This window comes from Brevundimonas sp. GW460-12-10-14-LB2, from assembly GCF_001636925.1.
In the GTDB taxonomy this organism is placed as follows: Bacteria; Pseudomonadota; Alphaproteobacteria; order Caulobacterales; family Caulobacteraceae; genus Brevundimonas; species Brevundimonas vesicularis.
Map to the genome: position 1 here is coordinate 489,811 of NZ_CP015511.1, position 20,028 is coordinate 509,838.

Genomic DNA, 20,028 nt, shown 5'->3' on the forward strand with positions numbered 1-20,028 from the left:
GCAGCAATGCGATAGCGCTAGGCATAAACGGCGGAACGCCGCCGTCTCCGTTTCTCTTTCCACTTTCGTCATCGACGCCTCGACCATACGGGTCGTTGAGTTGGTGACGCGATCGCGAGCCTGGGTGTCTATGACCCGGCTGTCGCTGCCATAGGCCCGTAGCTCAGGTGGTTAGAGCGTACGCCTGATAAGCGTAAGGTCGGCAGTTCGAGTCTGCCCGGGCCTACCAGGACTTCTGGTTCGCTGGGGTTCTCAGCCTCAAGACGGCATCGCCGACAGCTCTCCTGGGCTTCGCACTATTCCTGATGGAATGGGGCCATAGCTCAGTTGGTAGAGCGCCTGCTTTGCAAGCAGGATGTCGTCGGTTCGACTCCGTCTGGCTCCACCAGGATCTTGTGATCGCATCAAGAATTGCCCGTCGGCGCTCGCCGGCTGGCATTGATATCGTAAAGGAAGAACGTGACCGGCTCCCCTGAGCTTTGAGGTCTCTGTTCGAGAAGAAGACATTGTCTGACAAAAATCAGGCTTGGTCCCCCGGCATCTTTCCAGTCGGGCGGAATAAACCAAGCATGAGTTTTGCTGAGAAACGATCAAACGTTGAAGGGCTTCTGACGGATGCCTTGGCGTAGAGAGGCGATGAAGGACGTGGCAAGCTGCGATAAGAACCGGGGAGGCGCTAGCACCCTTTGATCCGGTTATTTCCGAATGGGGAAACCCACCTTTACAGTCTTCCAACTCTGCTCTTCGGGGCAGCGATTGGCGGATTGTTGAAAGGTATAATGAGCTGAATACATAGGCTTCATTAAGCGAACCCGGGGAACTGAAACATCTCAGTACCCGGAGGAAAGGACATCAACCGAGACTCCCGTAGTAGTGGCGAGCGAACCGGGACCAGGCCAGTGCTCTTGTGAAATAAAGACGAACGATCTGGAAAGGTCGGCCATAGTGGGTGAAAGCCCCGTAGTCATCAAACAGCAAGAGACTCGAGTAGGGCGGGACACGTGAAATCCTGTCTGAACATGGGGGGACCACCCTCCAAGCCTAAGTACTCCTCTACGACCGATAGTGAACAAGTACCGTGAGGGAAAGGTGAAAAGCACCCCGACAAGGGGAGTGAAACAGATCCTGAAATCGGAAGCCTACAAGCAGTCGGAGCCGCCAAGCGCGGTGACGGCGTACCTTTTGTATAATGGGTCAGCGACTTCATGTGTCGAGCAAGCTTAAGCCGTTAGGTGTAGGCGCAGCGAAAGCGAGTCTGAATAGGGCGATAAGTTCGACGTATGACGACCCGAAACCAGGTGATCTATCCATGAGCAGGTTGAAGGTTGGGTAACACCAACTGGAGGACCGAACCCGTGAATGTTGAAAAATTCTGGGATGACTTGTGGATAGGGGTGAAAGGCCAATCAAACCTGGACATAGCTGGTTCTCCGCGAAATCTATTTAGGTAGAGCGTCCGACGAATTCCTTGGGGGGTAGAGCACTGGATGGTTGCGGGCTGCGCGAGCGGTACCAATACTAACCAAACTCCGAATACCCAAGAGAACTATCGGGCAGACACACGGCGGGTGCTAACGTCCGTCGTGAAAAGGGAAACAACCCTAACCATCATCTAAGGCCCCCAAGTCACGGCTAAGTGGGAAACGATGTGGGATTGCTTTGACAATCAGGAGGTTGGCTTAGAAGCAGCCATCCTTTAAAGAAAGCGTAACAGCTCACTGATCAAGCGATCCTGCGCGGAAAATGTAACGGGGCTCAAGCCGTGCGCCGAAGATATGGGTTTGCAGTTTACTGCAAGCGGTAGCGGAGCGTTCCGTAGGCCGGTGAAGGTCAGGCGTGAGCCTGGCTGGAGGTATCGGAAGTGAGAATGCTGACATGAGTAACGATAAGAGTGTGAGAGACACTCTCGCCGAAAGACCAAGGGTTCCTGCGTAAAGCTAATCTGCGCAGGGTTAGTCGGCCCCTAAGGCGAGGCTGAAAAGCGTAGTCGATGGGAAGCAGGTAAATATTCCTGCACCAGCTGGAAGTGACGGATGGCTTAACTCGTACCCACTTATTGGATTGTGTGTGCGGGGGCGTTGTCCCAGGAAATAACTCCAGCAGAGACCGTACCCGAAACCGACACAGGTGGTCAGGTAGAGCATACCAAGGCGTTTGAGAGAACTATGCTGAAGGAACTCGGCAAATTGCACGCGTAACTTCGGAATAAGCGTGACTCACCTTGCGCAAGCAGGACTGAGTGGCACAAGCCAGGGGGTAGCGACTGTTTAGCAAAAACACAGGGCTCTGCGAAGCAGCAATGCGACGTATAGGGTCTGACGCCTGCCCGGTGCCTGAAGGTTAAAGGGAGATGTGAAAGCGTCGAACTGAAGCCCAGGTAAACGGCGGCCGTAACTATAACGGTCCTAAGGTAGCGAAATTCCTTGTCGGGTAAGTTCCGACCTGCACGAATGGCGTAACGACTTCCCCACTGTCTCCAGCATAGGCTCAGTGAAATTGAATTCCCCGTGAAGATGCGGGGTTCCCGCGGTCAGACGGAAAGACCCTATGAACCTTTACTATAGCTTCGCCTTGGCGTTAGCGACCGTATGTGTAGGATAGGTGGGAGACTATGAAACCGGGGCGCCAGCTCTGGTGGAGTCGTCCTTGAAATACCACCCTTACTGTCGTTGACGTCTAACCGAGGGCCGTTATCCGGTCCCGGGACATGGCGTGGTGGGTAGTTTGACTGGGGCGGTCGCCTCCTAAAGTGTAACGGAGGCGCGCGATGGTGGGCTCAGACCGGTCGGAAATCGGTCGTCGAGTGCAATGGCATAAGCCCGCCTGACTGCGAGACTGACAAGTCGAGCAGAGACGAAAGTCGGCCATAGTGATCCGGTGGTCCCGAGTGGAAGGGCCATCGCTCAACGGATAAAAGGTACTCTAGGGATAACAGGCTGATTTTGCCCAAGAGTCCATATCGACGGCAAAGTTTGGCACCTCGATGTCGGCTCATCACATCCTGGGGCTGGAGCAGGTCCCAAGGGTATGGCTGTTCGCCATTTAAAGTGGTACGTGAGCTGGGTTCAGAACGTCGTGAGACAGTTTGGTCCCTATCTGCCGTGGGTGTTCGAAGCTTGAGAGGATCTGTCCCTAGTACGAGAGGACCGGGATGGACATACCTCTGGTGTACCTGTCATGGCGCCAGCTGTGCAGCAGGGTAGCTAAGTATGGAATAGATAACCGCTGAAAGCATCTAAGCGGGAAACTAACCTCAAAACAAGGCTTCGCTGAGGATCGTGGAAGACTACCACGTTGATAGGCCAGGTGTGGAAGTGGGGCGACCCATGAAGCTTACTGGTACTAATAATCCGATCGGTTTGATCGTTTCTCAGCAAAACTCATTCGATGATTGCTCCTTGACCAGAGCAATCTCAGACAATGTCTTCTCATCATCCGCTGTCCCCCTGGTTGACCTGGTGGCTATGTCGGAGGTTCCCCACCCGATCCCATTCCGAACTCGGTCGTTAAGCCCTCCAGAGCCAATGGTACTTCGTCTCAAGGCGCGGGAGAGTAGGTCGCCGCCGGGTCTACCAGGCGGACAGCCGATGATGAACAAACACCGCAATCGCGGTCCTTCTCGAACCGTTCTTCCTTCACGATACACTACCGTTTGCCGCGGGATGGAGCAGCCCGGTAGCTCGTCAGGCTCATAACCTGAAGGTCGTAGGTTCAAATCCTACTCCCGCACCCAAAACACCAAAAAGCCCCACCGCCAAAAGCCGTGGGGCTTTCTGCTGTCTGGCGGTCAGAGGTCGAGTAGCAGACCTCACGATCCAACGCACTTTATGGCGGCGTGGGCGAGACAAACGCTCCTGGGTACGCAAGCGGGCGCAACCCCCGGCCGGCCTTGGGGTTGAGCCAGGATGAAATCGTCACCTGCCGACACCGATCTTTCCGCCACAGGCCAACAGCTCCTCGTTGGAGGGCCAGCGCCCGAGCAGGACGACGGCAAGCGTTGGAAAATGCCGGCGGCGGCCGTGGCGGCTGGACTTGCTGAGATGAAGACAAAGCGATCGCAGGCCGTGGTGTTCATCGCGACCAGCGAACGTCGCGCCGATGAGATTGCGGCGGCGCTCTCACCGATGGTGAAGGACGCCGAGGTGCTGGTCTTGCCGCCTTGGGACTGCCTGCCTTACGACCGCGCCGCGCCTTCGCGAGAAAGCATGGGGCGGCGGATGGCCGTCTTGGCCGCCCTGAACGAAGCCAGCGTAATGCCTGTGTTCCTGGTCGCCTCGCCCGATGCGATCGTGCAGCGGACGCCGTCGCTCGAACGGATCAAGGCCCGCTTGTCGCTCGCGGCGGGCGAAGCGCTGGATCGCAAAGCCTTGGAGTCGTTTCTGAAAGATACGGGCTATGCGGCGGATGAGCGGGTCGATGAACCTGGCGAGTACGCTCTGCTTGGCGCGGTGGTCGACGTCTTCCCGCCCGCGTCCGCCACGCCTTATCGCATCGCTCTGGACGAGGCAGACCGGATCATCGAGATCCACGCCTTCGATCCCGTGTCGCAGCGCCGGGGCGCCGAGATCGAGACGATCTGTCTGACCCCGGCGGCTGAGTGGAGCGACCGGTCGCCCGAGGATGATGAGGCCGATCATCAGGACACGGGCCCGTCGATCGATGCTGAGACCTCCACGACCCTGTTTGATTTCCTCGTAAAGCCGATGATCCTGACCGACGTGGGCGTCGAGGATCGGTTCGAACGCATTCGCGGGCATGTGGCCGAAGCCTATGACACGCGCCTGCGGTTCAGCGAGGGCGCGCGTCCTGCGAAACCCGACACCCTCTATTTGACGGAAAAGGACGTTCGGCAGGCGTTGAAAGGCGCCAAACCCCTGAGCGTCGAGGGTTGGGCGCCGACGCCGGCCTTCGCATTGGAGAAGTCGCCGGGGCGGGCCCTTAAACAATTCATTGCCGAGCGGCGCGAGGCGGGCGACCGCATCGTTCTGACAGGATTGCCTCATGAGCACAGGATCATCCTACGCGTGCTGCGTCGCCACGATATCGATACGCCCGTGACGCTCGAGGGCTGGAGCGCGATTGCGCCTCTGCAGCCCGGGCAGATCGCCGTCGTAACCGCCGATCTGGACACAGGCTTCCGGCAATCGGCGACCGGTCTCGTCGTCCTGACGCCTTCGGACATATTCGGCGGCCGGATCGCGCGAGGATCCGGCGACACGAACGATGCGTTCGAAGAGACCGAACTGCGGCTGGACGATGTGGTCATCCATGAAGACCACGGTCTGGGCGTCCTGAAGGCGTTGGAGCGGGTCGCTGCCGATGGTGTCGAGCGCGACGTTCTGCGCATCGAATATCACGGCGGAGGCACCATCCTCGCGCCGATCGAGGAGTTCGGCAAAATCTGGCGTTATGGCTCGGAGCCGGACGCGGTGTCGCTGGATCGGCTGAATACCCAGGGATGGCTGAAGCGACGCGCCAAGGTCAGCGCGCAGATCGACGAGGCCGCAGCGGCCCTGTCCGCCCGGGCCGAAGCGCGCGCAGCGCTGAGGACCGAGCCGATCACCGCGCCGCGTCAGGCGCTGGCCCGGTTCGCCGCAGGGTTCGCCTTCCCCGAAACAGCCGATCAGGCGCGCGCCATCGAGGCGGTCCTGTCCGACCTGGGATCCGGCAAGCCCATGAACCGGCTTGTCTGCGGCGATGTCGGTTTCGGCAAGACCGAGGTCGCCCTGCGCGCTGCGGCGGCCGTGGCCCTTGCCGGCAAACAGGTCATCGTCGTCGCCCCGACCACCGTCCTGGCGCGCCAGCATTTCGAGGTCTTCAAGAGACGGTTCAAGGACACGGACGTTCAGGTCGGCCACTTGTCGCGCGCCGCAGACAGCGCGGAGGCGCGGGCGGTCAAGACGGGGCTGGCGGACGGCTCCATGCGCGTCGTGGTGGGTACGCAGGCGCTGGCGTCGGAGGGGTTGGCGTTTTCCAGCCTTGGGCTTGTCATCATCGATGAGGAACATCGCTTCGGCGCGCAGATGAAATCTGCCTTGGCAGAAAAAGCGCCGCATCTGTTGTCGATGTCGGCCACGCCGATTCCAAGAACCCTGCAGAGCGCCATGGTCGGCATTCAGGACGTCAGCCTGATCGCTAGTCCGCCCGCCCGACGCCGGCCCATCCGAACCTTCATGACCCCGTTCGACGCCGGGGCCGTTCGCTTGTCGCTGATGCGCGAGAAGGCGCGAGGCGGCCAGAGTTTCGTGGTCGTGCCGCGGATCGAGGATATGGAACCCTTGGCGGAACGCTTAAAGACCCTGACGCCCGAGCTGTCAGTGGTCTCGGCGCACGGCGACATGTCCCCTTCCGCGATCGACGACGCCATGAGCCGCTTCTCCGACGGCGAGGGGGATGTGCTGCTGGCCACGAATATCATTGAGACCGGCCTGGATGTGCCGCGCGCCAATACGATGTTGATCTGGCGGCCGGACCGGTTCGGCCTGGCGCAGTTGCATCAGCTGCGCGGGCGTGTCGGCCGGGGGCGCCGCCAGGGCTTCACCTATCTGCTTTCCGATCCCGAAGCGCCGATGGCGGCGGCGACGGAGGCCCGTCTTCAGACATTGGAGGCTCTGGACCGACTGGGGGCAGGCTTCGCGATCAGCGGGCGTGATTTGGATCTGCGCGGCGGCGGCGATCTGGTGGGCGAGGAACAGGCCGGACATGTCAGGCTGATCGGCTCGGCCCTATATCAAGCCGTCCTGGCTCGGGCGCTCGCGGCTGTAAAAGGCGATCCCAACCCTGACCAAGCCTCTCCCAGTCTAAACGTCGGCGCGACAGGACATCTGCCGGCGGACTACATCCCCGACGAAACCGTGCGCATCAATCTTTACGCCCGGTTGGCGCGCGCCACGACGGCGGAAGATGTCGACGCCCTGCGAGACGAAGCCGAAGATCGGTTCGGCTCTTTGCCAGACCCCGCAGAGGATCTGTTCACCGGCCGTCGCCTGGCGGCGCTCGCCCGTGATGCCGGCGTCACGGAAATCGTATCGGGACCGAAGGCGACGGCGTTGCGAATCGCAGCGGCGCGTCGGCCCGGCATGGAAGCGTCCTTGCCGTTGCGCGATGATCGACGCTGGTCCGAGGATCGCATGATCGTCGACGCCGCCAACGATCAGCCGCACGACACGGCTTTCATCGAGAAGCTTCTGACCGAATTGGCGGCGGCCTGAGGGCAGGGCGGGTTTGAGCCGGTTTCAACGTCTGGAGTCTGCTTTGTTGGGAGCAATTCCGCCGCTGGCGCGCTGATCGACGACCGCCGACCGATCACGGCGGAGCCTCGCGTCTTCGCATTTTAAAAAGCCCGTGCATGCCCACAGACACTCGCCTCACCGTCGTCTTCCTTCATTCCCTGGGCTCTAGTCGCCACGATTGGGACGCGGTGATCGACCGGCTTTCCGATGAGGTGCTGACGGTCACGATCGATCTTCCAGGGTTCGGGGACAGGGCGGGGGAGGGCTATGGCGATGTCCAGGTCGTGCTCGACGACCTGAGCCGCCGCCTTACCGATCTTCATCTCCCCCGCTGGATCCTTGTCGGCCACAGCATGGGCGGCAAGTTTGCGACCTTGATCGCTGCGCGGGCGCGTGACGGGGCGGCGGGTCTAAGCGGGTTGCTGGGCGTGGTGCTGGTCGCCGGATCGCCACCCTCGTCGGAGCCGATGGACGAGAGCAGGCGTGCGGATATGCTGACCTGGTTCGACGATCCGACCAGGATCGAGGATCGGGGACGCCAGTTCATCGACGCCAATACCGCCGCCGGTCTGCCGCAGGCCGCCTTCGATCGGGCCCTGGCTGATTTCACTCGATCCAGCCCCGAAGCCTGGCGCGGATGGCTGGCCGAAGGATCGCGCGAGGACTGGTCCGATCAGGCCGGCGTCCTGCCTTTCCCCGCCCTGATCATCGCCGGCGCAGAGGATGGCGATTTGGGTGAGGCAGCGCAGCGGCGTGTCAACGCCCCCCACTATCGCGCATCTGATGTGGTGGTCGTGCCGCATGCGGCGCATCTGATCCCTCAGGAACAGCCGAACCGTCTCGCGGGCCTGGTTTTAAAGTTCGTCGAGAAGGTCGGTTCATCCGCGCTGCCGGCGCGCTTTGTGAGTCTGATGGCGTCCGAGCGTGTGTCGGATCGCACCCGACGCGCAATGCTGGATCGTCATTTCGGTCCGGCGCCAGCCGAGGGCGGCGTCCTGAACCCGTCCCAGCGCGCCGTCCTGTCGGCGATGATCGCGCGCATTCTGTCTGATGCAGGCGATCCGGATGATCTGACGCGGCGTCTGGATGTGGGGCTCGCCAGCGGACAGGGCGACGGGTGGCGGTTCGCCGATCTTCCCTCGGACGCCGAGGCCTGGCGACGCGGGCTGGATGAGATCGCCGCCATGGCGCCGGAGTTCGCAACTCTGGCCCCCGATCGCCAAGACGACATCCTGCGCACCATTTCACAGGGCGAATGGCCCGAGCCGGGCCGGCTTTCGGCGGACGCCATGAGGCTGTGGTTCGAGGACGTCGTGTCCGAGGCCGCGCGCCTGTGGATGTCGCTGCCGGCGACTTGGGCCCAGATCGGTTACGACGGCTTCGCTACGGGCGGCGAAGGCCGGTTTCAGGGCTACGATCAGACGGCGGCGGATCACACCGAACCTTGGCGTCTGCCAATGGAGGGCGTGGGTTGAGCGCGCCTGCAAGGACGGCCGGCGAAACCGATGTCGTCATCATCGGCAGCGGGGCCGGCGGTGCTCCGATCGCGGCCAGGCTGGCGAAGGCCGGGCTGTCGGTCACGGTGTTGGAGGCGGGGCGGGCCTTCGATCCGGCGGAGCATACGCCAGACGAAACGACGGCCGATCTCTATTGGATGGAAGAGCGCCTCAGCGGAGGGCGCGACCCGACCGCCTTTGGAGCCAACAACTCCGGCCAGGGGGTCGGCGGCTCGCTGCTGCACTGGGGCGCCTTCTGCCCAAGACCCGATCCCCGTGATCTGACGCTGGCCTCGGAGAGGGGACGCGGGCGGGACTGGCCGTTCGGCTGGGACGAACTGAAATCCTATGTCGAGACCGTAGAGACGGTGATCGGGGTCTCAGGCCCGGCCGACTATCCTTGGGGCGGGCGACAGTTCGCCTATCCACCTGTCCCGCGCAACGCCCCGGCGGATGCGATGGCCCGTGGCGCGACGGCCGTCGGGCTGACCGTTACGGATGCGCCGGCGGCCGTGCTGTCCCGCGATCGCGAGGCGGGGGCGACGCCCCACCGCATGGCCTGCGTCAACTGCGGCGCCTGCCACCAGGGATGCAGAACAGGCGCCAAGGGCGGCGCGGACAACAGCTTTCTGCCGATGGCCGCAGCCAACGGCGCCACGATCATCGCCAACGCGCGGGCGATATGCGTGGAGCGTGAGGTCGGTGGGCGGATCAAGTCGGTGATCTATCGTCGCGAGGGGCAGGACCATCGGCTGAACTGCCGGGCGCTGTTCCTTTGTGCGGGCGGTGTCGAGACGCCGCGTCTGCTGCTGAACTGGGGATTAGGCAACGCCGGCGGCGAGGTCGGCCGCAACTTCATGACCCATGTGGCGACCCAGGTCTGGGGCCGGTTCGACGCCGATATGTCGATGAACCGCGGCTATCCCTCTTCCCTAATCAGCGAAGAAATGGTGCGGCCGTCGGACGCGAACTTCGCCGGCGGCTATCTAATCCAAAGCCTTGGCGTCATGCCGGTCACCCTGGCGGGTGGGTTCGCGCGCGGCGCGGGCCTATGGGGCGCGCCGCTGGTCGATACGCTACGCAACTATCGCCGGCTCGCCGGGATCGGCATCAATGGAGAGTGTCTGCCGAACGACGACAACCGCCTGACCCTGTCCGATGAGGTCGACGCCGTCGGGCTGCGCAAGGCGCGGATCGACTTCAGCTATGGCGAAAACGAGCGGCGTCTGGACGCCCATGCCCGGCGCGTGATGACGGAGCTTTGGACGGCAGCGGGCGCCGAGGATATCTTCGCAGTGGCCCGGTCGGCGCACACCATCGGCGGCTGCCGGATGGGGGACAAGTCGGACGGGGCGGTCGTCGACGCCGACGGGTGCAGCGTCGAGATCGACAATCTGTACGTCTGCGACAACTCCGTTTTCCCCAGCGCGCTTTCGGCCAACCCGGCCTTAACCCTCATGGCCGTCGCCCTGCGCACGGCCGATCGCTTCCTCGAACGTCAACGAACAGGAGATTTGTGATGGACCTCGGGATCAAGGGGCGGATCGCCCTCATTTCCGGCGCCGATTCCGGCATGGGCAAGGAGACGGCGCGGCTGTTGCTGGAAGCCGGCGTACGGGTCGCCCTGACCGACAAGCCGGACGGCACGCTGGATGAAGCCGTCCAGGAGCTTTCCGCCTTGGGCGAATGCATCGGCGTGACCGGCGACGTTACCAAGGCCGACGACGTCGAACGGCTGTGGGCGGAGGTCCGAGACCGCATGGGCGATCCGGACATCTATGTGAACGCAGCGGGCGTGACCGGCGCGACCGGCGATTTCCTGGATGTCGATGACGCCGGTTGGCTGGAGACGCTCGACATCAATCTGATGGGCGCGGTGCGGATGTGCCGCCAAGCCATTCCGGCCATGCGCCGCTCGGGCTGGGGCCGTATCGTCCTGTTCGCGTCGGAGGATGCGGTCCAGCCCTATGTCGATGAGCTGGCCTATTGCGCCTCGAAGGCCGGCATTCTCAGCCTGGCGAAGGGTCTGTCAAAGGCCTACGGCTGCGACAATGTGCTGGTGAACACGGTCTCGCCGGCCTTCATCGCCACCCCAATGACCGACGCCATGATGAACAAGCGCGCCGAGGAACGCGGCGAAACCTTCGAGGAGGCGATCAAGAGCTTCCTGAAGGAAGAGCGACCCGGCATGACGCTGGATCGCAGGGGCAAGCCGGAGGAGGTGGCGGCGGCCGTCGTCTTCCTGTGTTCGGAGCGCGCCAGCTTTATCAACGGTGCGGGCATCCGGGTGGATTCCGGCTCCGTCGCCACCATCGCCGGCTAGTCGCCCGGCAGAACGAGAGAGACCGGCGGCGGGATTATTCCGCCGCCGGTTTTTATCTTGTCAGGCGACGCCCATGCCGCCGGTGACGCCGAACACTTCGCCCGTGATGTAGCTCCCTTCCTGCGAGGCAAGCAGCACATAGACCGGGGCGATCTCGACAGGCTGGCCCGGACGACCCAGCGGCACCTGCTCGCCGAACTTCATCACGGCTTCCTGCGGCTGTCCGCCGGACGACTGCAGCGGCGTCCAGAAGGGGCCGGGCGCCACCACATTGGCGCGTATGCCCTTTTCGATCAGCTGCTTGGACAGGGCCTTGGTGTAGGCGACGATCCCGGCCTTGGTGGTGGCGTAGTCCAGCAGGATGGCCGAAGGCTCATAGGCCTGGATCGAGGCGGTGGTGATGACCGAGGCGCCCGCCGGCAGATGCGGGACGGCCGCCTGGGCGATCCAGTGCATGGCATAGAGGTTGGTCTTCAAGGTCTTGTCGAAGTCTTCCGACGTCACCTGAGAGATGTCCTCGCGATACTGTTGGCGGCCGGCGTTGATGACCAGGATGTCCAGTCCGCCCAGCGCGGACACGGCCTGTTCGACCATCTGCCGGCACCAGTTTTCATCGGTGATGTCGCCGGGAAGGTCGATGGCCTTGCGGCCTTCGGCCTCAATCAGCGCGATGACTTCGGCGGCGTCCTTGCGCTCGGACGGCAGATAGGACAGCGCCACGTCGGCGCCTTCCCGAGCATAGGCGATGGCGGCCGCGCGGCCGATGCCGCTGTCCGCGCCGGTGATCAGGGCCTTGCGTCCTTTAAGCTTGCCGGAACCCTGATAGCTGTCCTCGCCATGATCGGGCTTGGGGTCCATCTCGCGCGCTTCGCCGGGCACGGGTTGCGGTTGGCGTGGGAAGGGCGGCTTTGGATATTGCTCGCGCGGATCCTGAAGGGTCAGTCGATCAGTCATGGAACGTCTCCGTTTCGGGCTGGGGGGAAGTGGTCTGCGCCTTGCCGACGGCGGTCAGGGCGGTCAGATGCGCGAGGTGGCTGAGCCCCTGCGGCATGTTGCCGAGGTAGGCGCCGGTGTCCGGGTCGATCATCTCGGTCAGCATGCCCCAGCGGCCGCTGAGGGCTTCGCGCAGGCCGTCGATGCGGGCGCGCGCCTTGTCCGGTTCGCCGAGCGTCGCCCAAGCTTCGGCGATCCAGAAGGAGCAGGCGATGAAACAGCCTTCCTCGCCCTGCATGCCGGTATAGCGATAGTGAAAGACGCCGGCGCCGAGATGGCGGTCGAGCGCCTCAAGGGTTGCGCGCAGCCGCTCTTCGCCATCAAACCGGAACCGCACGGCCAGGGCCAGGGCGGCGTCCAGCTTGTCGCTGCCCGGATACATGACGAAGGCCTGAAGGTTTTCGGACCAGCAATGCGTCTCGACCCAGTCAAAAATCCGGTCGCGCTCCCGCCGCCAGCGATCCCGGCAAGTCGTCGGCAGTTGTCCCGCGTCCGCCAGCTCGACCGCGCGGGCCAAGGCCTGCCAGCAGCTGATCTTGGACATGGTGTAGTGCTGCTCGTCTTCCAGCTCCCACATGCCCGCGTCCGGCTGTCGCCAAGCGTCGGCGCACTGATCCGCCAGTTCGGACAACTGCTGGGCGCTGGCGCTGTCGAGGATGTTGCCGCAGCCGACGAAGCGCGAGGCGGTCTCAAAGATGTCGCCGAATACGCCGTGCTGGGCCTGGTCGGCGGCGCGATTACCCGTGACGACCGGACGCGAGCCTTTATAGCCCGGCATGTCCCAGTGCGTTTCCGGCGGCACGAGTGCGCCGTCGAGGCTGTAGCAGACCTTGGCGCCATGGCGCTTCAGCTGCATCAGCAGCCAACTGAAAGCGGCCTTGGCCTCCGCCTGGGCGCCGGCCGCCAAAAAGGCCTCGATCGTATAGCCGGCGTCGCGCAGCCAGGCGTAGCGATAATCCCAGTTCTTATCGCCGCCCAGACGCTCGGGCAGGGACGTCGTGGCGGCCGCGGCGATGGCGCCGGACGGGGAATACAGCAGCAACTTCAACGCCAGGGCGCTGCGAATGAAGTCTTCGCGATACAGGCCGGGGCAGTTCAGGCGCGCCGCCCAGTCCCGCCATTCCTGATCCGACAGGTCGATGCGGGCGTCGATCTCTTCGATGGACGGCACGACCAGCGGCTCGTCCCGCCCGGCGACGATGGCCACCGTTCGCCGCTCGCCTGCGCCGACCACAATGGTTCCGACAATGCCCTCATCGGACCATTCGCATGAGATGCGCGGATCGTGGACGAACAGGCCGAGCACCCGCTCGACGTGGAAGACCGTGTGTTCGCCGATCTTGGAATGATACGGATTGGCCGTATCGCCCCGACGCCCCAGACGCATGTCCAGGGCGAAGGTCACTTCGCCCTCCAGGCCATCGATACGGCGGGCCAGTTCGCACCAGGGCAAACGACCGGCCGTGCCGCTGTTCAGGCTCTCGGTCAGGCGCGCGCGCCCATTGGCGGTGGTGAACTCCGTCTCCAGCACATTGCTGTCGGGACGATAGCGGCGGGTCGCCGTGAAGACCTCGATCGGCGTGATCGAAAACCGGCCGCCCTCCGGATCCAGCAGCCGGTCGAAAAGGGGCGGCGCATCGATCGCCGGGACGCACCACCAATCGATGCCGCCATCCAAAGCCGACAGAGCCACCGTCCGGCCCTCGCCCAGGACGCCATAGTCTTCGAGGGCGACGTATCCGTCGGGACGGAGCGTCTGCGATGAACGCGCGGGATCGGGTGTGAAGACCGTCTCGGTCATCGTTTGGACGATCCGATCGCAAAGCCAGCCGCTGCGGCAAGGCCCGCAAGGACACCGACCGCCGCGACCTTGAGCGCCGCGATCTGGCGGCTGGACACGAAACCGATCAACGGTCTGATCACCCGTTCGGTGTCCGGGCCGTCGATCGCCGCCGGGCCTTCCTCCGGGCGGTCGAGAGTGCCCAGACGGGGAAGTTGGGGGTCGCCCTGCTGCGCTGTGATCATCTTGGCGGCCTGGCGATCCGCCAGCGCCGGCGTCAACTGTTGCGCCAGCGTCATCAGCCACGTCGTGCGACCCACGAAGACCTTGCGGCTGGGGCGCTGCACAGCCGACCAGACGGCGTATGCACACAGGCGAGGATCGAACAGGGGATCTGGAATGACCTGCGCTCGGTCTGTCCGGTTGCGTGACCACAAAGGCTGGGGCGTGTTGACGGCCGGCAAATAGACGGTGGTCAAGGTGACGTTGGAGGCTGAGGCGATCAGTTCGGCCCGAATGGCCTCGGTAAACCCATCGACGGCGGCCTTGGCGCCGCAATAGGCCGCCTGCAGCGGGGCAGGGCGCAGCGCCAGTCCCGAGGAAATCTGAATCACCGCCCCCTTGTCCGCCGGCCGCATGGCCCGAAGCGCCGCGCGTGTTCCGTAGACCTGAGACAGATAGGTCGTCTCGACGACGCGGCGGTAGTCGGCGTCGGTCAGATCTTCATCGCGCCCGATGACCGTAGACATGGCGTTGTTGACCCAGACATCGATGCCGCCGAAAGCGTCCACGACATCGCGGCCCGCCTGCTCGACGAACTCCGGATCGGACACATCGCCCGCCATGCCGATCACTCGGTCGCCCGAACGATTCAGCTGTTCGACGGCGTTGAAAAGCCGCTCAGCCTGTCTGGCGATAACCACGACCTGCCATCCGGCTTGGGCGAACCGCTCGGCAATCGCGAGACCGATGCCGGCGCTGGCGCCTGTGACGACGATGACCGGCATGGCGATCCTTCTGATCTCGATTGCGGAATGACGATTGCGGCTGCGGCCTAAGGGGAGGCTCTGACAACGACACGTCCGGAGGAAGGTTGCCGTCTTTCCGGCGACCGGCACTCCGGGGCGCTAGTCAGCATTTCGATGCTGGCGCGAAGCGTCGACCATAAAGATGGAACAGGCGTAAGCATGCAGGACGGCGGCAAAGACTGTGCAACGTCATTCGCTGTCGTGCGATGCGGAGCCGCTGGACCAAGCGGCTTAGCTTCGGATAGTTTCTCTCTGCTGAAGGCGGGGTGAAACGATGCGTGCAGCTTGGATCGGCTGGGTTGCTGTCGGCATTTTGGCCGGATCAGCGCCGAACGCCCTTGCGGCGGTCTCCCAAGTTCAGGCCGCACCCCAAGAGGCGGCCCAAGGCGACGCTACAGTCGCTCTGACCTATGCGGCCGCTCAGCAACGTGTTCGCTCCAACTCCAGTCTCGGTCGCGCTGCGGGCTATGGGATGCAGGCCGCCAAGGCCCAGGCGGATGTGGCTGCCGGGCTGAATCGGCCGACCGTAGCGCTCGATGCTCAGTTGATCCGTTATCGCAAGACATTCGATCTCTCGCTGGGCGACACGCTGGACCGCGCACAGGCCGAGCTCGGCGCCGCCATTCCTGGGCTCATCGCGGATTTGCCCGGTGTGCCGGGTGACGTGTTGCAGAGTGTCGGCCAGCGGCTGGAAGCGGCGCTTCCCGAAATTTTCGCCGCCTTGCCGCAAGACGTCCGATTGCAGGTCGACGACACGACCTTTCGCCCCACGGTGACGGCGCTTCAGCCGATCTATACCGGCGGCGCAATTCCAGCTCTCCGACGAGCGGCGGCGGCCAATGTGGATCTGGCGCAGGCGAAGCAGCAGGAAGCTGTCAGTCTGGAGGACGTAAATCTGGCGCGGGCTTACTTTGGCCAGGTGCTGGCAGCCGAAGCGCTGAAGATCGCACGCGAGACCCGTGACGGCTTCGATCTGCATTTGCGCAACGCTCGACTGTTGGAATCGCAAGGCGTGCTCAGCCACGCCCAGACGCTTCAGGTCGAAGTCGCCCGCGATGCGGCTCAGCGGCAGGTCAACAGGGCCGAACTGGAGCACGACAACGCCGTGGCGTCCCTCGCCAGGGTTGTTGACACCAATGGCCCCGTCATTCCAACCACGCCCCTGTTCGTGAACCGTGACCCAGTCGGTCCAGCCGGCGTGTTTCTTGACCAGGCAAGCCAGACGAACGCTCGCCTTGCGCAGGCTCAAGCCGGGCGCGATCTGGCCGAGGCGGGCGCCGATCTCGCGGCGTCACGAATGAAGCCGTCCGTCTATGCATTCGGAACCTACAACCTGAACTCAGACGACGCTCTGCCGACCGAGCCGGATTGGGCGGTTGGGATCGGCGCCCGTTACACTCTGATTTCGACGGTGGATCGACGACGTATGCTGGGGGCCGCACGTGCCCAGGCCTCGGCTGCTGCGGAGGTGGAACGACAGGCCCGAGACGACGCCCGATTGCTGGTCACGCGAGCCTATAATCAGGCGGAGTTGGCGCGTCGTCAGTTTCTGAGCATGGACAGCAGCCTGGAGGCCGCCAGCGAGAATCTTAGAGTTCAGGAGGTTGGGTTCCGTGAAGGCGAGGCCACAGCCGCCTCGGTCGTGGACGCCCGCAATCTTCTGGGGGCCGCGCGTTTGCAACGCGCAGCAGCAGCTTACGAATATGATCTCAGCCTGGCCGCCTTGCTGGCGGCGTCGGGAAGCGATCTGACCTTGAACGACTATCTGCAACGCGAAGACCGGATCAGCGCGCCATGAGCGAGACGCCTCCCTTTGCCGATGCCTCGACAAACGGTGCGCCGACCATCGCGGCCAGTCGTACGTCTGCACGGCGACGTATTCTGCCTGTGATCGTGGGCGTCGGCCTCGTGCTGATGATCGGCTTCATCATCGTGGGCCTCTTCCTCGCGGCCCGTCCTGTAAGGGATCAGGTTCAGGGCATGGTCGAGGCGGAGACCTTCACTGTTGCGACCAAGGTGCCCAGTCGCGTGGAGCGCTTCCTGGCTTCAGAGGGCGATCAGGTGAAGGCAGGTCAAGAGTTGGCTCTGATGAGCAGCCCGGAGGTTGCAGCAAAGGAGGCTCAGGCCCGGGCCCTGCTTCAGTCGAGTGAGGCCATTCAGTCGATGAGCCGCGAAGGCGCTCGCCGCGAGGATGTGCAGTCGGTCGAGTCCGTCTGGCGCGCCGCCCAGGCGACGGCTCGTTTGGCGGACCAGACTGCGCGGCGGGCGGAGAACCTGTTCGCCGAAGGCGTGATTTCCGCCCAACGCCGTGACGAAGCCGTGGCCGCTCGCGCTGCTACAGCCTCGCAGTCCGAAGCCGCCCGTCAGCAGTATCTGAAGGCATTGGCAGGGACACGGCCGCAGGAAAAATCCGTTGCCGACGCCAATGTGCAAGGCGCGCAGGCCGCCGTCGCCGAGGTCCAAAGCCTCCAGGGTGAGACACGACTGCTTGCGCCAAACGACGGCGAGGTTGCGGAGCGTTTCGCCAATGTCGGCGAGCTCGTGCTCACGGGCGTGCCAGTCTTCACAATCGTGGACATCGGCGACCCGTGGGTTACCTTCAGTGTGCGCGAGGATCAGTTTCGCGATCTGAAAATCGGCGCGATCGTGCGTGGCGATGTGCCCGCACTCGGCCTCGCTGACGTGGGCTTCCGGATCACCGCCATCAATCCTCAGGGCGAGTTCGCCACCTGGCGCTCAACCCGGCAGTCCAGCGGCTATGACGTGCGAAGCTTTCAGGTCAAGGCCAAGCCTGTTCGACCTGTCAGCGGCCTGAGGCCTGGCATGAGCGTGCTGTTCGATTGGTCCGCACGGTGAGACGCCTCGCGGCCGTCTTTGTATCGGCCGTTCGGGACGAGGCGCGCCTCTTGGTGACCCGACGGTGGGACGCGTTCGTCGCCTTTGGCCTGCCGCTGATCCTGCTGATGGTCATCGCGGCGATGCTGGCCCCTGGAGTGATCCGTCAGGCCCCGGTCGCCGTGGTCGATCAGGACAATTCGGCCTTCAGCCGCGCCGCAATCCGCAACATGGAGGCGAGCCCCGGTGTTCGCGTGACCCATGCTCCGGCGACGATGACGGAGGCCATGGCCTTGATGCGGCGGGGCGAGATTTACAGCGTCGCTCATTTTCCAGCAGATTTTTCTGACGGTGCGTTTCGTCGGCCGGAACAGGTGACCGTATCATTCAACGGCGCCTTCCAGACGGTCGGCGCCTTGTCCGCCTGGGGACAGAGCGCGGCCATCGCATCAGCGGCCGGCCAGCAGTTGCAAGAACGCGCGCGCCAGAGAGGATTGCCCGAAACCGCATTGCAACTCCCCGCTGTCCAAGTGTCGATCGTCGGCAATCCGCAGCTCAGCTTCGAGCTTTTTCTCGGCGGACTTCTGGCGCCGGGGGTCCTTCATCTGCTGGCGGCTTGTTCCGCGGTGCTGGCGGTTGGTCGGCTGATGCAGGGCGGCTCCTTCAAATGCTTCAAGGCCGAGACAGACGGCTTCACGACGACAGCTCTGATCGGGCGACTCATTCCGCACTTCGTGATCTTCAGCCTGTGGGGGTTGGCCTGGATCGCTTGGCTCAGCGGCGTCCGGGGCTGGGGTGTAGCAGGCTCGCTCCCTCTGCTGATCCTTGGCATACTCGCCTTGATGGCGGTGAGCGTTGTCTTGTCGGCTTTTCTGGTCGCCGCGCTTGGCGAGGTGGATATGGCGTTCTCGGCCACCGCCATCTATTCGGGTGCGGCTATCGCCTTTTCCAATGGCACTCTCCCGCTGGACCATGGGCCGCGCTTCGCCCGGATCTGGAGCGATATCCTTCCCTATACGCACTATCTACGGCTGCAGACCGGCCAGCTAGTCACGAGTGCGACTTCCGCATCGGCATGGCGAGACTTGATGATCCTGAGCGGCGTCGCCGTCGTTGGTTTTCTTCTAATGGCGCTGTTCATCCGGGGACGGGCGCGTCTTGTCCCCAAGCCGGAGAGTTTGAACTTTCCGCTTCCGCAACAGGGCGTTATCGCCGCCTTTGCCGCGACATTCCGGAACCTGCCGCGTGCGCGGCCGGTCAGCAGCCTGCTGATCCTGGCCGTCGTCCTTTACGCCTTCTACTATCCGGCCGCATATGCCGGACAGGCCGCGACGGGACTGCCCATCGCCATAGCGACACCGACGCAGACAGCGCTGACGCGCACCCTTGTCGAAGACCTGAATGCTTCGCGCGAGATCGAGGTCGCCGCCGTGATTTCATCCCCTGCTGAGGGCTTTGAACTGATGCGGCGCGGCGTGGTCGATGGGGTCGTCGTCCTGCCTCAGCGTTTTGAGGCCGATCTGGTCAGGGGGGCGCCGACGGGCGTGGCCATCTGGCTTAACGGCGGCTATCTGGTTCGTGTCACAGCCGTCGGCAAAGCCGTCGCCGCCGCAACAGCGCAGGTCGCCGAGGCGCAGTTGAAGGGGCTGCCTGATGTCGCCCGCACCGTCAGATTGGCGCCGACTCTGGAGCAGGTTTCGCTATTCAACCAGACGGAGGGCTATGGCGGCTATGCCGTGCCGGCGGTTAGTCTGATCATCCTGCAGCAGACGCTATTGCTGGGCGCCGGCGTGATTACAGCCGTGCGCCGACAGACCGCCGCGCCTAGGTTGAGACGCAGCGCGCGCTTGGGTCTGTGGCTGGCGCTTACGGCGATTGGGACAGCATCCAGCCTCTTCTATTTCGGTTTCGTATTCTGGTTTCAGGACTATCCGCGCGCCGGCAACCTGATGGGCGTCCTACTGCTGGCGCCCATTTTTTCAGCAGCGGTCGCCGCTGTGGGTCTGCTTCTAGGCGTGCTTTTCGATCGCCATGAGAGAGTCTTGCAGGTTCTGGTCGGCACTTCCGCGCCCTTGTTCTTCCTCTCCGGCGCTGCGTGGCCGCATTTCATGATGCCTGAAGGTCTCGTTTGGCTCGCGCATCTTTCACCGTCCACCGCTGCGGTTCAGGCCTTTGTTCGCCTTAACGCCATGGGCGCCAGCCTTTCAGAAGTCTCAGGTTTGGCAGCCATTTTGACAGGCCTTGCCCTCGTCTATGGCGGCTTGTGGGTGGTGCGCGGCTCTCTGCGCGTGACGGCAAGGTCGTCATTGTCGCAAAGCGCAGCGGGAGAATGAGGACCAAT

At 63.5% G+C, this 20,028-nt stretch carries 10 protein-coding genes, 3 tRNA genes and 2 rRNA genes; 12 read left to right on the top strand and 3 right to left on the bottom strand.

Annotated features, from left to right (window positions below; translation table 11 throughout):
- Positions 1–152 precede the first annotated feature (152 nt).
- The 9 genes from A4249_RS02315 to A4249_RS02355 all read left to right on the top strand — a co-directional run bounded on the left by A4249_RS02315 (position 153) and on the right by A4249_RS02355 (position 11,051).
- A tRNA-Ile gene (locus A4249_RS02315) sits at positions 153–229 on the top strand.
- A gap of 83 nt (positions 230–312) precedes the next feature.
- A tRNA-Ala gene (locus tag A4249_RS02320) sits at positions 313–388 on the top strand.
- Positions 389–588: 200 nt separating this feature from the next.
- A 23S ribosomal RNA gene (locus tag A4249_RS02325) occupies positions 589–3,367 on the top strand.
- 87 nt (positions 3,368–3,454) lie between these two features.
- Positions 3,455–3,569, top strand: a 5S ribosomal RNA gene (gene rrf, locus A4249_RS02330).
- Between the two features lie 87 nt (positions 3,570–3,656).
- Positions 3,657–3,733 (top strand) — tRNA-Met (locus A4249_RS02335).
- 172 nt (positions 3,734–3,905) lie between these two features.
- The gene (locus A4249_RS02340) at positions 3,906–7,211 is read left to right on the top strand and encodes a DEAD/DEAH box helicase (protein ID WP_082854023.1); all 3,306 of its coding nucleotides are present in this window, start codon (positions 3,906–3,908) and stop codon (positions 7,209–7,211) included.
- A gap of 137 nt (positions 7,212–7,348) precedes the next feature.
- On the top strand, positions 7,349–8,707 hold the full coding sequence (locus A4249_RS02345; protein WP_066550680.1) for an alpha/beta hydrolase: 1,359 nt from the start codon (positions 7,349–7,351) through the stop codon (positions 8,705–8,707).
- Positions 8,704–10,248 carry a GMC family oxidoreductase gene (locus tag A4249_RS02350; protein WP_066550682.1) on the top strand — a complete coding sequence of 515 codons (1,545 nt, stop codon included), beginning with the start codon at positions 8,704–8,706 and terminating at the stop codon, positions 10,246–10,248. Before A4249_RS02345 ends, A4249_RS02350 begins: the two co-directional genes overlap by 4 nt.
- Positions 10,248–11,051: an SDR family NAD(P)-dependent oxidoreductase gene (locus tag A4249_RS02355; protein ID WP_066550686.1), complete on the top strand. Its 804-nt coding sequence runs from the start codon at positions 10,248–10,250 to the stop codon at positions 11,049–11,051. The genes A4249_RS02350 and A4249_RS02355 overlap by 1 nt, the downstream gene beginning before the upstream one ends.
- A gap of 60 nt (positions 11,052–11,111) precedes the next feature.
- Here the strand turns inward: A4249_RS02355 and A4249_RS02360 are convergent, their stop codons facing one another.
- The 3 genes from A4249_RS02360 to A4249_RS02370 are packed head-to-tail and all read right to left on the bottom strand — an operon-like array spanning position 11,112 to position 14,831.
- Positions 11,112–12,005 carry an SDR family oxidoreductase gene (locus A4249_RS02360; RefSeq protein ID WP_055807962.1) on the bottom strand — a complete coding sequence of 298 codons (894 nt, stop codon included), beginning with the start codon at positions 12,003–12,005 and terminating at the stop codon, positions 11,112–11,114.
- Complete coding sequence (locus A4249_RS02365) at positions 11,998–13,845, bottom strand: glycoside hydrolase family 15 protein (RefSeq protein ID WP_156494615.1); 1,848 nt, start codon at positions 13,843–13,845, stop codon at positions 11,998–12,000. The genes A4249_RS02360 and A4249_RS02365 overlap by 8 nt, the downstream gene beginning before the upstream one ends.
- A complete protein-coding gene (locus tag A4249_RS02370) occupies positions 13,842–14,831 on the bottom strand; it encodes an SDR family oxidoreductase (protein ID WP_066550689.1) in 990 nt (329 codons plus the stop codon). Before A4249_RS02370 ends, A4249_RS02365 begins: the two co-directional genes overlap by 4 nt.
- Positions 14,832–15,126: 295 nt before the next feature.
- Here A4249_RS02370 and A4249_RS02375 point away from each other — a divergent pair, with 295 nt between their 5' ends.
- From A4249_RS02375 to A4249_RS02385, 3 genes are read left to right on the top strand one after another with little or no spacing between them, the layout of a single operon-like run.
- Positions 15,127–16,650 (top strand): TolC family protein, encoded by a 1,524-nt coding sequence (locus A4249_RS02375; protein WP_066550692.1) that lies wholly within the window; start codon positions 15,127–15,129, stop codon positions 16,648–16,650.
- Positions 16,647–17,708, top strand: a complete 1,062-nt coding sequence (locus tag A4249_RS02380; protein WP_231868754.1) for an HlyD family secretion protein — start codon at positions 16,647–16,649, stop codon at positions 17,706–17,708. Before A4249_RS02375 ends, A4249_RS02380 begins: the two co-directional genes overlap by 4 nt.
- A complete protein-coding gene (locus A4249_RS02385; protein ID WP_231868755.1) occupies positions 17,693–20,020 on the top strand; it encodes an ABC transporter permease in 2,328 nt (775 codons plus the stop codon). The genes A4249_RS02380 and A4249_RS02385 overlap by 16 nt, the downstream gene beginning before the upstream one ends.
- The last annotated feature ends 8 nt before the right edge of the window (positions 20,021–20,028 follow it).

Coding starts and splice junctions, on each gene's coding strand:
- A4249_RS02340 (WP_082854023.1), top strand. CDS start 3,906: ATGAAATCGTCACCTGCCGACACCGATCTTTCCGCCACAGGCCAACAG.
- A4249_RS02345 (WP_066550680.1), top strand. CDS start 7,349: ATGCCCACAGACACTCGCCTCACCGTCGTCTTCCTTCATTCCCTGGGC.
- A4249_RS02355 (WP_066550686.1), top strand. CDS start 10,248: ATGGACCTCGGGATCAAGGGGCGGATCGCCCTCATTTCCGGCGCCGAT.
- A4249_RS02360 (WP_055807962.1), bottom strand. CDS start 12,005: ATGACTGATCGACTGACCCTTCAGGATCCGCGCGAGCAATATCCAAAG.
- A4249_RS02365 (WP_156494615.1), bottom strand. CDS start 13,845: ATGACCGAGACGGTCTTCACACCCGATCCCGCGCGTTCATCGCAGACG.
- A4249_RS02370 (WP_066550689.1), bottom strand. CDS start 14,831: ATGCCGGTCATCGTCGTCACAGGCGCCAGCGCCGGCATCGGTCTCGCG.
- A4249_RS02375 (WP_066550692.1), top strand. CDS start 15,127: ATGCGTGCAGCTTGGATCGGCTGGGTTGCTGTCGGCATTTTGGCCGGA.
- A4249_RS02380 (WP_231868754.1), top strand. CDS start 16,647: ATGAGCGAGACGCCTCCCTTTGCCGATGCCTCGACAAACGGTGCGCCG.